Genomic DNA, 14,432 nt, shown 5'->3' with positions numbered 1-14,432 from the left:
TCAAAGCTCTAGCAACGCGTAGGGCTTGCCGGTCGGCTTTTCGACATGGGCCGCGACATTATAAACTGGGGCGCCGCCCGGTGTGCGGCCCTCATACGATCCGCGATGGGCATGGCCGTGGACGACGGCGTCGACCCGAAACCGATCGATGGTTTCCGCAAGCCGCGAGGAGCCGAGGAACGGATAGATTTCCAACGGCTCGCCTGCCACGGTCTCGGCGATCGGGGCGTAGTGCAATACGACGAGGGAGCGATCGGACCGCACCTGCCGCATGGCGTTTTCGAGGCGCATCGATTCCTTGACGCTTTCGGCGACCATCGCCTTGATGGCGGCTTCGCCGAACGAACCCAGCATATGGCGCCCGAAGCCGCCGGCAAAACCCTTGACACCAACGAAACCGACACCGGAGATCTCGGCTGCATGGCCGTTCAGCAATTTGACGCCGGCGTCGGTCAGAATTTTGCAGACGTCATCGACCTGGCCGCTTTCGTGATCATGATTGCCGAGCACGGCGACGGTCGGGACGGTGCAATGGCGCAGATCACTGGCGAGCAATTCGGCCTCCTTAGGCTTGCCGAGATCGGTCAGATCACCGGCAATGACCAGGACATCGGCGACCGAGGAAATCTCGGCAAACAGTTCCTTATAGGATTTTGCCCCATCCTCCGTCACATGGAGGTCGGCCACCGCCGCAACCGTCACGCTCTTTGGCTTATCATCCATCGCGTTTCTCCTAATCGCCTCGCAGTTCGCCTTCGCCGCCGACGTCGGCAAAGCCCCATTCCTTGACGTCGATCTCGAAATCGACACGGGAATACATCCGGCCTCGGCATATTTTCATTTGCGGCAGGGGCAGTTCCTGCTGCGCCTTGAGGCGGTCCAAAAGCTCCTCCAGCAGCCACCGGGGAATCTTGTCCCGCTCGGTTGGGTAGATCCACCTGAAGTTGAGGACATGGATTAGAAGCACCTCCCAATGCACTTCGAGATAAGCGAGCAGTTTGCGCCAGTCGATGGCATCATGGGCCTTCAAGATGACATGCGCGACATCGGCGCCATCATAGCGGTGTCTCAGCTGGACGAAACATTTCGACCAGACGAGTTCCGTAGGGCCGACGATTCTGACCGTGTGACCGCACATTTCGACCCTGCGTGCATCGTCGAACCAGTCGTCGCCGACCGGCATGGTTCCGTTCGAGGAAGCAAAGATCACATCAAAGAAGTGATTACCCTTCAGCACTTTTCCAAGCCAGCGCTCGTCCTCGACTTCGACCGTGTAACCCTTCGATTTGAAGTGACCCAGGATGCGAGCATAGTCGCCGGCCTTGCAGAATATGTCGAAATCCTTCGTCTGGCGCGAGATGCCGGTATAGGCGCAGACGGCATAGGTACCGGCGACGAGGAAAGGGATGCGGGATTTGACGAGCTCCCGAATAACTTCGGTAACGAACGGCTCGGCGGCCGGATCGATGAGTTGCGGAACTGCCTTCGCTTTGATCAGCACATCATTGTGTCTGCCTTGTCCGGCTGTTCGCGCGGTCATCGTCGATTCCTGCGTTGCTACGCAAAGCAACACATGGAGTCGTTCAATGTTCCAAATGGTCGCTGAAGGCGGTGGCTCCCGACGTGGGAGCTGTTCGGCGAGCGGACCGGATCAGTCAGGAACTTCGCCATCTCCGCGTTGTTTGACCCTTGGACGCATGTCGCGTCTGCGGAAACGCCCCAGGTGCTGATTGGAGGATGTCATGGACAGACGAGCGAAGATATCGACGGGCGCGAACGACAGGCCGAGAAACGAAACCGTCTCCGGAAGCGGCCCAGGTATTCCCGACGACAGTGGCCGCATGGTCGAGCTGACGGATGAGGACATCAAACGCACGAACGCTTCGCTGCTGCGCGATCGGCTCGACGATCTCAAGGACGAGCTCGATGAGCAGATCGATCTTCCACAAAGGAGCGCGCCTTGACCGAGGTGAGAAAAGTCGGCCCTTCCCCCTCGGGCCCGGGCTACGATGATGCAAAGCCGTCATGGCGAATGATGATATTCGTCATCAGCATTTTTCTTGTCGCTTGTCTGGCCGCTCTGGCTTTCATGCTGACAACACATCCGCGCGAACCCCATGGGAAATCACCCGTGCCGGCGACGGAGCAGGCACGATGAGCGAGAGGGATAAAGATCCTGTTCAGCGACCATCATCCTCTTCGGCGGGCAAACGCACCAGGCTCAATGCGGGCCGAATTGCCCTCATCCTAGTCGGCGCGGTCGGCGTCGTGGCATTCATCCTCTATGCCACGATTGTCTTCTACGGCCTCTTCAAGGGGTCTTGAGATCGCAACCGCCCGCTTGGTAGATGCGATCGATCACCGAAGCAACCGCGACGAACTCTTCAGCGGCAGGGTCGTAGCGCTGTCCTCGAGCAAGTCTGCTCGTCCAATCCACGGCGGCTCGTCCGCCCCATTCCTCCGGCGGCTCCGCCAGGATTTCGCGCGACGTGCCTGATAGCCTTGCGGCGGTGAAGTCATAGAACGATCCGTCGACATTCCTGAATGAGGCGCCTCCTTCGGTTCCGAAGAAATCGGCGCCGATCACGGCGTCGCAGCCGGCCTGAAGCCGCCAGGACGAAGTCAGACGCACCACTCGATCGTCGGAGAGCGTGAGCGTCGCCGCGGTAAAGTCCTCGACGGAGCCGCTTTCCTCAAGCCTTTTTCCGCCGGCTCGCAACTCGCTCGTAACCGTGGCGACGGATGGGAAATCGAGGCACCATAAGGCGAGGTCGATGAGATGAACCCCTAGATCGATAAGGCAGCCGCCGCCGGACAGTGTCCTGTCGTAGAACCAAGCTTTGTCGGGGCCATAGGCGTTATGGAAAGTCAGGTCCGCCGCGAATACCATTCCAAGAGCACCGGAGCGGATGAGTTCACGGATCTGCCGCATGCCCTGCGTATGGCGGTAGGAAAGGTCGACCCCAAGCAATCTGTTCGCTGTCTTGGAGGCATCCACGACGCCTTTCACTTCCGACGCCGTTCGGCCGAGCGGCTTCTGGCAAAAGACGGCAATACCGGCCTCGAGCGCGCGGATGGCCTGCTCGGTATGACTGGCGCTCGGCGTCGCAATGACGACGCCGTCGAGCTGCTGATCGAGCAGTTCCTCCAGATCGGTCGCAATCATCGCATCGGGAGCGAGTGTCCTGGCCTGCCGCAACATGTCCGTCGACGGGTCGGCGATGGCGACGGCCTCGGCGAAGCCGCTGTCGAGCATCGCTTTCATCCGGTGTCGGCCGATCCATCCGACGCCGAGAAAGCCGAGCTTCACCTGTTTGAGGGCGGTCGCCGTCTGCGCCGAAACCAGCTCATTCATCAATATTGCACCAGGGCTTTCAGGAAACCGTCGGGGCGATCGCGCGTGGTGTTCAGCGCTTCGTCCAGCCGTTCCAGGGGATAAATGTGCGTATAGAGCGGCTGAGGGTCGATCCGACCCTCGCGCACCGCTTCTATCGCCTCGCGAATGCCCTTCATATAGATGGCGGGATCACGCTCATGAGCATTGATGACATCCAACCCGCGCCAGTTCCAGAGCTGCATGTTCACCTGACGAGGTCCATCTTGGTGATAGCCGGCGATCACAAGCCGCCCCCGCTCCTTGGCAAGCTCGCCCGCCAGGTCGAGCGGCCATTGTTTGCCTACGGCTTCGATGACGCAGTCGCACAAATTTCCGTCCGTCAACCTCCTGACGTCCTCGATGATGCGCCAGTGATCGTCCATGGGGATGACCTCGGCAGCGCCCATTCTCCTTGCGACCTCGAGCGAATAGGACCGCCGAGAGATGGCGATCACCTTTGCTCCCGCTGCCGCGGCGAGCCGGGTCAGGAGGGCGCCAATAAAACCAATGCCGATGATGGCGACGGTCTTGCCGCTTTCGATACCGCTGCGAGCGAGGATGTTCATGGCGCATCCAAGCGGCTCGCCTGGAAACGGTTGACCATCCAATTCTCTTGGCAGCACGGCAACCATGGCGGCATCCGCGAGGTCGTGTGTGGCGTAGGCGTGGTAGGACAGAGCCGCGACCCGGTCGCCCTTTTGAAGGGCTGTTACGCCGCTACCGACGTCATCAATGACGCCCCAGCCCTCATGGCCCAATCCGCCGGCCTCGGTCGGAAAAGTCATCCATTCCGGTCCCGCCCAGGGCGTGAGGTTCGAAGCGCAGACGCCGCAGCCTTCCAGTCTTACTCTGACCTGGCCCGGACCGGGTTCCGGTAAGGGGCGGGTCTCCAGTGAGATCTGTCCGGGGCCGGTGACGATCGCAGTCCGCATGAGTTCGGCCTTTCGGCTCGCCGCAGTGTCCATGGAAGATCCTCCAGGTAAGGCATCCCTAGAACCGTGGGTCCTGCGAAGAGTTCCCGCTAGATGTCAAAGAAGTCATAGATGATGAAGTCAATAAAGATGTCATTGAAGAAGGAACTTTTCCACCTACGCTCGGTTCGGCCGCTGTCTCCGAAGCAATTTCTTCAACCGGACGGATCCTATAATGACGATCTTGATAACAGGTGGGTGCGGCTTCATTGGCCGCCATGTTGCTGACGAACTTCTGCAAAGCGGCTATGATGTGCGCGTCCTCGATGCCTTGATCGACCAGGTGCATGCCGACGCCGAGGTTGTCGTGCCGGAGGGTGCCGAGGTCGTTCGCGGCGACGTCAGGGACAAGGACGCAGTGCGCGCTGCGCTGGCGAATGTCGACGGCGTCATCCATCTTGCCGCCGAAGTCGGCGTTGGGCAATCAATGTACGAAATTGCCCGTTATGTCGGCTCCAACGACCTCGGAACGGCAGTGCTGCTCGAATCCATGATCGGCATGCCTGTCAGAAAGATCGTCGTCGCTTCCTCCATGAGCGTTTATGGAGAAGGGCTTTATCTGACCGGAGACGGCAGACGGCTCGGATATGTCAGGCGACGAAACCATCATATCAAGCGTGGTGAATGGGATCCGCTCGGACCCGATGACGAGCCATTGACGCCCGTCGCAACCGACGAGGAGAAGCCGGTCGATCTGGCTTCGATCTACGCCCTGACGAAATATGTCCAAGAGAAACAGGTCCTGATCTTCGGCGAAGCCTATGGTGTGGATGCCGTCGCCCTGCGCCTTTTCAATGTTTTTGGCGCCGGCCAAGCCCTTTCCAATCCCTATACCGGCGTGCTCGCAAATTTCGGCTCGCGGCTGGCCAACCGGCAGCCGCCGATGATCTTCGAGGACGGCAAGCAGCGTCGCGATTTCGTCCATGTGCGCGACGTGGCGAGGGCCTTCCGGCTGGCCCTGGAAAAGCCCGCGGCATCGGGCCACGTGATCAATATCGGCAGCGGCCAGGTCTATTCGATCGCCGACGTCGCAACGCTTCTTGCCGACGCGATGGGCGTTCCGGAGATCACCCCCGATATCATGAACAAAGCGCGTTCTGGCGACATTCGCAATTGCTTTGCCGATATATCCAAGGCGCGTGAACTCCTCGGCTTCGAGCCGAGATACCATCTCGAAAATTCGCTCGCTCCTTTCGTCGACTGGGTCCGGCAGACTGGGGCGATCGACCGCGGCGCCGAGATGAAGCGGGAACTGGAAGAACGGGGGCTGGTTTCATGAACAGGACCGGTTCTCGAGGATCCAGCCAGCGTGAGACTCGGCGCTTCGGCTTCGTCGAATGGTTCAGACCGGGAGAACATGAGCGGACCGAGACGCTGCTGCCGGATATTCTGGCGAGCGGCGCCAGTTATCTCAGGACACATCTATCCTGGGCGGAATATCTCGCGCCGGGGGGCCAGGAGTGGTTCGATTGGCTGATCCCCCGCGTCGGCAGCGAAATCGATCTTCTGCCCTGCATCCACTACACGCCGCCATCACTGTCGCGGACGGGCAAGTCCTCCGGCGCGCCGGTCAATCTCAAATCCTACGCCGACTTCGTCGATCATATCCTAACTCGTTACGGCGGCTATTTTCGTCATATCGAACTGTGGAACGAGCCGAATAATCTTCTCGACTGGGATTGGCGCCAGGACAGCGATTTTCTGCTCTTCTGCGAGATGATCGGCGGTGCCGCCTATTGGGCCAAGCAGCGAGGCTACAAACCGGTGCTTGGCGGCCCGTGCCCCTTCGATCCCTATTGGCTCAACCTGATGGGCACGCGCGGAGTCCTCGGTGTCGTCGATGCCGTTGGCTTCCACGGCTTTCCCGGGACGTGGGATAGCGAGGAGGCCACCTGGGGCGGTTGGGACATGCATCTGGGGGAGATGCGCGGGATTATCGATCGCTATAACGCCGATGCCGAGATCTGGATTACCGAGGCCGGTTATTCCACATGGCGCAACGACGAGATCGAGCAGGCGCGACGCTTCATCAAGGCGCTCACTGTCCCGGCCGACCGCATGTACTGGTATTCCTGGCGCGACGTTCCGCCGGATGTTCCGGTTCAGGAAGGCCTGTGGTTCGACCCGCGGCATTATCATCTCGGCGCGGTCACCCACGACAACAAGCCGAAGCTGCTTGCACGCCTGCTGATGGAGGGAGGCGTTAACAGGCTGGAAGCGGTCGCTTCGCTGGCCACCCCTCAAATCTCTTCCGGTGCCGCGCCGATAGTGGTCACCGGTGGGAGCGGGTTTGTTGGCTGCAACTTGGCGCACAGCTTGCTGAACGACGGAGAGGACGTCGTCATTCTGGACAGTCTGGCACGACCGGGAGTCGATCAGAACCTTTCGTGGCTAATAGAACGGCATGGCGAGCGGGTGCATCCGGTTCTTGCGGACGTTCGTGATCTGATGGGGATCGAAGCTGCCTTTCGTGATGCCAAGGCTGTCTTTCACTATGCCGCCCAGACGGCCGTGACCACGAGCCTCGTCGATCCGCTGGAGGATTTTGAAACGAATGCTCGCGGCACGCTCAATGTCCTGGAAGCGGTGCGCAAGGCGGGCAGGCGCGCGCCGGTCATTTTCGCCAGCACCAACAAGGTCTATGGTGCTCTTGATGATCTCGGCATGATCGAACTCGACGATCGTTACCTTCCCGAAAGCGAGATCATCAGGGCGCAGGGTATCGGCGAGGACCGGCCCCTCGATTTCTGCACTCCCTACGGCTGCTCGAAAGGCGTTGCCGACCAATATATTCTCGACTACGCCAAGTCATTCGGAATACCCTCCGCGGTCCTGCGCATGAGCTGCATCTATGGGCCACGCCAATTCGGCACCGAGGACCAAGGCTGGGTGGCGCATTTCCTGATCCGGGCTCTCGGCGGAGAAGCCGTTTCCATCTATGGCGACGGCAAGCAGGTGCGCGATATCCTCCATGTAGACGATGCCGTCGCCGCCTATCGATCGTTGCTTGCGAATATTGATCGCGTCAGCGGTAATGCCTTCAATCTCGGCGGGGGGCCGCGCAACGCCGTCAGCGTGCTGGGGGTGCTGCGCGCGATCGGAGAGCTGACGGAACATCCCGTCGCAAGGAGCTTCGGCCCGTGGCGCGCCGGCGACCAGTTCTATTTCGTGTCCAATACTCAAAAGCTGGAACGCGAAACCGGCTGGCAGGCCCGTATTGGATGGAGAGACGGCCTGCGGCATCTCGCTGAATGGCTGATTGCCAATCGTTTAGGCGGTCGGCAGATCCGCAGGGAAAAGCGGAAGGTGTCGGCATGATCCGACGGGAACGACGCAAGGGACATCGCCGCGTGGTGATGACGGTCGATGCCGTGGGCGGCGTCTGGCGCTATGCTATGGATCTCGCCACGGCGCTCAGGCCGAAGCAGGTTGAGATGGTCTTCGCAGGGCTTGGTCCCGGCCCCGGCAAGGATAAGGCGGCGGAGGCAAATCGGATCGGCAAACTCGTCTGGCTGGACGCGCCACTCGACTGGATGGTGGAGGACGAAAGGGCAGTTGCTGACGTCCCACGCCTGATTGCTGATCTTGCTCGCTGCGAAGAGGCCGACCTTCTGCATGTCAATCTGCCGTCGCAAGCGGCTTATATGGAAACGGATCTGCCGGTTACGGTGGCTTGCCATTCCTGCGTCGTCACCTGGTTCGCGGCCGTTCGCCGCAGCCACGTGCCGCAGGACTGGCAGTGGCAATATCGGCTCAACCAGGCCGGCTTTGCGCGCGCGGATAAAGTGATAGCGCCGAGTCGCAGCCATGCCGAGGCAATGCAAGCGGTCTACGGGCCGATTGCGGATCTCCATGTCGTTCACAATGCGAGCGCTCTTCAATCGTCCGATGAGCCGAAGCGAAGTTTCGTTCTGGCCGCCGGGCGGTGGTGGGATGACGGGAAAAATGGCGCCGTCCTGGATGCTGCGGCAGGAATGACGCGCTGGCCGGTGGTGGTGGCCGGGGCAAGCAAAGGGCCCAGCGGACAATCGATGCAGTTTCGCCATGCAGACCATCGCGGTGAGCTTCCCTACTCCCAGATGGCAGCCGCAATGCGGCAGGCCGCCATTGTGGCTTCGCCTTCGATCTACGAGCCGTTCGGCCTTGCAGCTCTCGAGGGGGCGAGGGCGGGCGCGGCATTGGTCCTTGCGGATATACCGACCTATCGCGAGAACTGGGGGGACGCCGCGCTGTTTGCCGATCCGCGTGATCCTGAGGCTTTCGCCGATGCGTTCAACACTCTTGCCGATGATCCGCAACGGCGCGCTACGCTTGGACTGAAAGCGCGCGTGCGATCCGAGCGCTTCGGTCTCGACGCTCAAGCGGAGGCGATGTGCAGAATTTACTCAGGCATGTTTGGCCGGCCCTTTTCAACAGCAGCGGAGTGATCATGAAGTTCGTCTTTTATACCCATTCGCTGATTTCCGACTGGAACCATGGCAATGCACATTTCCTTCGCGGCGTCATGCGGGATCTCCAGCGGCGAGGTCACGAAACGCTGGCATTGGAGCCGGAAGGCGCCTGGAGCCGCACCAATCTCATCAGCGATCAGGGGCCGGCTGCCGTCGAGCGCTTTCATCAGGCCTTTCCGCAGCATCGCTCGGAGATCTACGACGAGGCTTTCGACCACGAGGCAGCACTTACCGATGCCGATGTCGTCATTGTGCACGAGTGGACGGAGCCGCGATTGGTCGAGAGCCTCGGGCGCATCCGGCGCAAAGGCGCTGCCTTCACCCTGCTCTTCCACGATACGCATCACCGGGCCGTCTCGGCGGAAGGGGATATCGCGTCGCTCATGCTGGACGACTACGATGGTGTGCTGGCCTTTGGGCAGACCTTGCGTGAGCGCTATCGTCGGGCAGGCTGGGGAAAGTCCGTCTTCACTTGGCATGAGGCAGCGGACGATTCGCTGTTTCGGCCGTTGCCGAATGTCGAGAAGTCAGGAGACCTCATCTGGATCGGCAACTGGGGCGATGACGAGCGATCGGCTGAGATTGCCGAGTTCCTGATCCGGCCCGCCAGAGATCTCGCGCTCAAGACGATGGTTCGCGGCGTTCGATACCCCGACCATGCGCGGGACCAACTTCGCAATACCGGCATCATTTATGGCGGCTGGATCGCTAACGCCGATGTTCCGGCCGCCTTTGCTCGCCACAAAGTGACGGTACACATCCCGCGGCGGCCTTATATCGAGCATCTGCCCGGTATTCCGACGATCCGGGTCTTCGAGGCGCTAGCCTGCGGCATCCCCCTGATTTCTGCACCTTGGGCTGATATCGAGCATCTCTTCACCCCAGGCCTGGATTATCTGCCTGTCGGCGATGGCGAGGAGATGAAGAAAAGCCTGCGTGCCGTCCTCTTCGATACGAACCTCGCCGCGAGCCTCGCTGCATCCGGTCTTGCGACCATCAAGGCGCGTCACACCTGCCGGCACCGCGTTGATGAACTGCTGGAAATCTTGGCGAACTGCGGCACGAGCAAGGTCACCGCGAAGCTTCAGCCACGGGAGGCGGCGGAATGAAAATCGCGTTTTATGGTTCGAGCCTCGTCTCCGCCTATTGGAATGGTGCCGCTACTTACTATCGCGGCCTGCTGCGGGCGCTGTCGGGGAAAGGCTATGAGATCACCTTCTACGAGCCCAATGTCTACGATCGGCAGAAAAACCGCGACATCGATCCGCCGGATTGGTGCAGGGTCGTCGTCTACGAGGGAACGATCGACGCATTAAAGGCCGTTGCCGGCGAAGCGGCCAGCGCCGACATCGTGGTCAAGGCGAGCGGCGTCGGTTTCGAAGACGATCTGCTGCTGGAGGAAGTGCTTCGCAACGCGCGGGCGAAGGCCATCAAAATCTTCTGGGACGTTGATGCCCCGGCCACGCTTGCCGAACTCAGGGTCAATCCCGACCATCCGCTGTGCCGAGCGCTCCCCAGGATCGATCTTGTGCTGACCTACGGTGGCGGCGATCCTGTCGTGAGTGCATACCGCTCCGTCGGCGCGGCCGAATGCATACCTGTCTACAATGCGCTGGACCCGCAAACGCATCACCCGGTGCCGGAGGACCCCCGTTTTGTCGCCGATCTCGGTTTCCTCGGCAATCGCTTGCCGGACCGGGAGGCGCGGGTCGAGCACTTCTTCCTGGAGCCTGCTTCTCGTCTGCGGGACCGGAAATTCCTGCTTGGTGGCTCCGGCTGGCACGACAAGCCGATGTCGTCCAATGTCAACTATATCGGCCACGTGCCGACGCGCGATCACAATGCCTTCAACGTCACTCCGATGGCGGTTCTCAACATATCGCGCGCCAGCATGGCTGAGACCGGATTTTCGCCCGCGACGCGGGTCTTCGAGGCGGCCGGCGCCGGCGCCTGCCTTATCACCGATTATTGGGAAGGCATCGACTTGTTCCTCAAACCCGACGAGGAGATCCTCGTTGCGCGTGATGGAGAAGACGTGGCTGCCTTGCTTGCGGGTCTGGCGCGCCGGGGCGCGCAGGAGATCGGAGAACGGGCGCGCCAGCGCGTGCTGGCCGAGCACACCTATGCCAATCGCGCCGAAACGGTGGATGCGATCTTTCGCGCCCGCCTCGGCGCGCGCGTGGAGGCGGCGGAATGACAAGACCTCTCGACATTGTGTTCCTCGGCCTTTCGCTTTCCTCCTCCTGGGGAAACGGCCACGCCACGACGTATCGAGCGCTCATTAAAGGCTTGCGGGAAAATGCTCACCGCATTCTGTTCCTGGAGCGGGACGTGCCCTGGTACGCCGATCACAGGGATCTCGCTTCGCCTGATTTTTGCGAGCTCGGTTACTATTCCGATCTGAGTGCCTTGATCGAGCTTTACGGGGAAAGGTTGCGCACGGCCGATGCCGTCATTGCAGGATCCTATGTACCGGATGGCGTGGCGCTGATCGACAGGCTCGCCGCGTTGAACCTGAAACGCCTCTGCTTCTACGACATTGACACGCCGGTGACCTTAGCCAAGCTCGACCGCGGCGATGAGGAATATCTGGCGCTGAGGCAGATTCCGTTGTTCGATGCTTACTTCTCCTTCTCGGGAGGAGAGGTGCTGGCGCGGCTGGAGCAGAACTACCGTGCACAGAGCGCCGTTGCGCTCTACTGCTCCGTCGATCAGGAGCGCTATGGCAACACGGGAGAGGCCCCCGCCTGGGATCTTGGCTATCTCGGAACCTACAGCCCGGACCGGCAGCCGACGCTGGAGCGTCTCCTTCTGGAGCCGGCGCGCCGCCTGCCGGCCATGCGCTTCGTCGTCGCCGGGCCGCAATATCCTGCCGAGATCGACTGGCCGGCCAATGTCGAACGCATCAAGCATCTGGCGCCCGCCGATCATGCAAGTTTTTACAGCCGGCAGCGGTTCACGCTGAACGTGACCCGCAGCGACATGATTGCCGCCGGCTGGTCGCCCAGCGTGCGCCTCTTCGAGGCCGCCGCCTGCGGAACGCCCATCATCAGCGATTTCTGGCGCGGCCTCGACGAACTGTTGCCGGACGGGGAGGCCTCTCTCATCGCACGCGCGCCGGAAGATGTTGTGGCGCTGCTGACGGACCTTCCCGACAGCGACCGCTTGGCGGTCGCCGCTGCCGCAAGGAAACTGGTGATGAGCGGTCATACGGGCGCCGCGCGTGCCGGTGAGCTCGCTCGCGCTCTTTCGCAACTGCCCGCCAAGCCAGCTTTGGACCGTATCTCAGCGTAAGGAGAGTATCGATGCTTCAAGTCAATCATCGCGGCACAGGCAAGACTGTCCTGGTCGCAGGGGGCGCGGGCTTTGTCGGCTCGCATCTCTGTGATGCTCTTCTCGGCCGTGGCGATGCCGTCATTTGCGTCGACAGCTATATCACCGGATCGCGGGACAATGTCAGGCCGCTGGTGAACCATCCGGGTTTCCGGCTGATCGAACAAGATATCTGCGAATTCCTGAAGATTGATGAGCCTGTCGACCAGATCTACAATCTGGCCTGCGCCGCATCGCCGCCACAATATCAGGCCGATCCCGTTCATACCATGATGACCTGCGTCGCCGGCACGGGCAACCTTCTCGCGCTGGCCGACCGGCAGGGGGCTTCCTTTCTACAGGCCTCGACCAGCGAGGTTTATGGCGATCCGGCCGAGCATCCGCAGCGGGAGGATTATCGCGGCAATGTCAGCTGCACGGGGCCACGCGCCTGTTACGACGAGGGAAAGCGCGCCGCCGAAGCTCTCTGCTTCGACATGCTTCGCGTGGACCGAGTCGACGCGCGGGTCGCCCGCATCTTCAATACCTATGGCCCGCGCATGCAGGCCAATGACGGCCGGATCGTCTCCAACCTGATCGTGCAGGCCCTTTCCGGGAAGCCTCTGACCATCTATGGAAGCGGCACGCAGACTCGATCCTTCTGCTATGTCAGCGATCTTGTCGGCGGTCTCATAGCGCTCATGGACGTGCGGCCCAACCCCGGCATGCCGGTCAACCTCGGCAATCCCGGGGAGTTCACCATCAACGAGCTCGCCGAGATGGTCCGTTCAATGATGCCGGTCCAGACCGCTGTCGCATACAGGCCGCTGCCGAAGGATGATCCCCAGCGTCGCCGGCCCGATATTTCCCGTGCAATGGAGCTTCTCAATTGGCAGCCGACGGTGCCGCTTGCCGAAGGGCTCAGATATACGATCGACTGGTTCGCCGCCAATCTGGACGATCGCCCACGAAGGCGAACAGGAGCGCCTCGCCATCGTCGCAGAATGGCAGCCTCGCACACTGCCTTTCTGGAGAACTGATCGTAAGGCGGATGCAGACGATGATGAATCCGGCTTTGAAGTGGTGCATCAACGAACTGGGGCCTGGTTCCACAATATCCACGCTTCAAGGTGACTATGAATTTTCGCAATGGAACGTTTTCGACCGGCGGGACTACCCGACGCCTTTCTTCGTCGAAGAGCGCTATGCAGCCGATCCTACCAACGGGTTCATCCCAAACAAGGCAGCGGTCGAAGCCATGTTGCGAAGCTCCGGCTTTGCGTTGGAGACAAATCCCGAGCGCGACGTTTATCTTTGTCGCCGAGGCCGACGGCCCTACATGGTCGAGCCGCCGCCCCCTTGAGGCGACCGCTCGATAGGAGGATGCAGGTGCAGAATGTTGGAGGGTACGAGACCGGTTTCCTTTGCCATTGTTGCGATCCTCGTCATCGCGACCCTGGTCTGGTTCGTGACCAGACCGCATCCGCTTTTTGCGGCCGGCGATTCCGGGCTGACGCCCGGGGATGCTGAGCGCGGCCGGCTGGTATTTGCCGCGAGCGGGTGTGCCTCCTGCCATGCTTCACCGGGCCAGCCGGATCGTCTGAAACTGGGCGGCGACCTCGCTCTGGCCTCCCCCTATGGAAGCTTTCGAGTACCTAATATTTCGCCCGATCCGCAGGCCGGCATCGGCTCATGGTCAGTCGCAGATCTGGCCAATGCGCTGATCGCCGGCGTGTCTCCGTCGGGACAGCATTACTATCCCGTGTTTCCCTATGCCAGCTATACCGGCATGACGTTTGACGATGTCAGGGACCTCTATGCCTATTTGCATACGCTCCGACCGGTCGCGGAACGTCCGCAGCCGCATGATATCGATCCGATGTTTCGCATTCGACGCTTCGTCGGCTTCTGGAAGCTGCTCTTCTTCCATGAAGGTCGGCCGGAAGGAAATGCGATCGGCGATCCGATGCATGATCGCGGGACCTATCTGGTCGAAGCGCTCGGCCATTGCGCCGAGTGCCATTCCTCCCGCAACATCTTTGGCGCAATCAAGCCCAAGACGCGATTTGCCGGAGGGGTGAGTTCCGAAGGTGTCGGTTTTAATCCGAACATCACGCCGGAGGGCATTGGCTCGTGGTCCGAGCAGGAAATCGCCGAAATGCTTCGGAGCGGCAGGACGCCCGATCACGGTTATGTCGGCTGGTCGATGGCGGACGTCGTGGAAAACACGTCTGAACTCCCCGAGTCGGACCGCATCGCCATGGCTCGATATCTGAAGTCATTGCCGCCGCGGCCGACGCCTCGTCCTTGAATCGGTCGCTC

14 protein-coding genes and 1 pseudogene are annotated in these 14,432 nt (G+C 60.9%); 11 read left to right on the top strand and 4 right to left on the bottom strand.

Annotated elements, in window-relative coordinates:
- On the bottom strand, nucleotides 1-723 hold the full coding sequence (locus GGI60_RS14765; RefSeq protein ID WP_183916901.1) for a metallophosphoesterase: 723 nt from the start codon (nucleotides 721-723) through the stop codon (nucleotides 1-3).
- A gap of 10 nt (nucleotides 724-733) precedes the next feature.
- Nucleotides 734-1,540, bottom strand: a complete 807-nt coding sequence (locus GGI60_RS14760; protein WP_183916899.1) for a nucleotidyltransferase family protein — start codon at nucleotides 1,538-1,540, stop codon at nucleotides 734-736.
- Between the two features lie 202 nt (nucleotides 1,541-1,742).
- Here GGI60_RS14760 and GGI60_RS14755 point away from each other — a divergent pair, with 202 nt between their 5' ends.
- Together GGI60_RS14755 and GGI60_RS14750 are read left to right on the top strand one after the other, a co-directional pair.
- The gene (locus GGI60_RS14755) at nucleotides 1,743-1,964 is read left to right on the top strand and encodes a hypothetical protein (protein ID WP_183916897.1); all 222 of its coding nucleotides are present in this window, start codon (nucleotides 1,743-1,745) and stop codon (nucleotides 1,962-1,964) included.
- A gap of 61 nt (nucleotides 1,965-2,025) precedes the next feature.
- The gene (locus GGI60_RS14750) at nucleotides 2,026-2,325 is read left to right on the top strand and encodes a hypothetical protein (protein WP_183917044.1); all 300 of its coding nucleotides are present in this window, start codon (nucleotides 2,026-2,028) and stop codon (nucleotides 2,323-2,325) included.
- Here the strand turns inward: GGI60_RS14750 and GGI60_RS14745 are convergent.
- Together GGI60_RS14745 and GGI60_RS14740 are read right to left on the bottom strand one after the other, a co-directional pair.
- The gene (locus GGI60_RS14745) at nucleotides 2,312-3,355 is read right to left on the bottom strand and encodes a Gfo/Idh/MocA family protein (RefSeq protein WP_183916895.1); all 1,044 of its coding nucleotides are present in this window, start codon (nucleotides 3,353-3,355) and stop codon (nucleotides 2,312-2,314) included. The two genes, GGI60_RS14750 and GGI60_RS14745, sit on opposite strands and share 14 nt — an antisense overlap.
- Nucleotides 3,355-4,341 (bottom strand): zinc-binding dehydrogenase, encoded by a 987-nt coding sequence (locus tag GGI60_RS14740; protein ID WP_183916893.1) that lies wholly within the window; start codon nucleotides 4,339-4,341, stop codon nucleotides 3,355-3,357. Before GGI60_RS14740 ends, GGI60_RS14745 begins: the two co-directional genes overlap by 1 nt.
- Nucleotides 4,342-4,522: 181 nt before the next feature.
- On the opposite strand from GGI60_RS14740, the gene GGI60_RS14735 reads away from it, so the two are divergent.
- The 9 genes and pseudogenes from GGI60_RS14735 to GGI60_RS14695 all read left to right on the top strand — a co-directional run bounded on the left by GGI60_RS14735 (nucleotide 4,523) and on the right by GGI60_RS14695 (nucleotide 14,421).
- Nucleotides 4,523-5,626 (top strand): NAD(P)-dependent oxidoreductase, encoded by a 1,104-nt coding sequence (locus GGI60_RS14735; protein ID WP_183916891.1) that lies wholly within the window; start codon nucleotides 4,523-4,525, stop codon nucleotides 5,624-5,626.
- Nucleotides 5,623-7,665 carry an NAD-dependent epimerase/dehydratase family protein gene (locus GGI60_RS14730; RefSeq protein WP_183916889.1) on the top strand — a complete coding sequence of 681 codons (2,043 nt, stop codon included), beginning with the start codon at nucleotides 5,623-5,625 and terminating at the stop codon, nucleotides 7,663-7,665. Before GGI60_RS14735 ends, GGI60_RS14730 begins: the two co-directional genes overlap by 4 nt.
- Entirely contained in the window at nucleotides 7,662-8,774 is a 1,113-nt protein-coding gene (locus tag GGI60_RS14725) for a glycosyltransferase family 4 protein (RefSeq protein WP_246720392.1), read from the top strand. The genes GGI60_RS14730 and GGI60_RS14725 overlap by 4 nt, the downstream gene beginning before the upstream one ends.
- A gap of 2 nt (nucleotides 8,775-8,776) precedes the next feature.
- On the top strand, nucleotides 8,777-9,907 hold the full coding sequence (locus GGI60_RS14720; protein ID WP_183916887.1) for a glycosyltransferase: 1,131 nt from the start codon (nucleotides 8,777-8,779) through the stop codon (nucleotides 9,905-9,907).
- Entirely contained in the window at nucleotides 9,904-10,995 is a 1,092-nt protein-coding gene (locus tag GGI60_RS14715) for a glycosyltransferase (RefSeq protein WP_183916884.1), read from the top strand. Before GGI60_RS14720 ends, GGI60_RS14715 begins: the two co-directional genes overlap by 4 nt.
- Entirely contained in the window at nucleotides 10,992-12,092 is a 1,101-nt protein-coding gene (locus GGI60_RS14710; protein WP_183916882.1) for a glycosyltransferase, read from the top strand. The genes GGI60_RS14715 and GGI60_RS14710 overlap by 4 nt, the downstream gene beginning before the upstream one ends.
- Nucleotides 12,093-12,103: 11 nt before the next feature.
- A complete protein-coding gene (locus tag GGI60_RS14705; RefSeq protein ID WP_183916880.1) occupies nucleotides 12,104-13,150 on the top strand; it encodes a UDP-glucuronic acid decarboxylase family protein in 1,047 nt (348 codons plus the stop codon).
- Between the two features lie 74 nt (nucleotides 13,151-13,224).
- Nucleotides 13,225-13,473, top strand: a pseudogene (locus GGI60_RS14700) (TIGR04290 family methyltransferase); the annotation flags it as partial.
- Between the two features lie 33 nt (nucleotides 13,474-13,506).
- Complete coding sequence (locus GGI60_RS14695; protein WP_183916878.1) at nucleotides 13,507-14,421, top strand: cytochrome c; 915 nt, start codon at nucleotides 13,507-13,509, stop codon at nucleotides 14,419-14,421.
- Nucleotides 14,422-14,432 lie beyond the last annotated feature (11 nt).

It is taken from the genome of Rhizobium lentis (genome assembly GCF_014200175.1).
Taxonomy (GTDB): Bacteria; Pseudomonadota; Alphaproteobacteria; order Rhizobiales; family Rhizobiaceae; genus Rhizobium; species Rhizobium mulingense.
The sequence above is the reverse complement of the archived record's forward strand: the minus strand, read 5'-3'. Positions and strand labels throughout refer to the sequence as shown.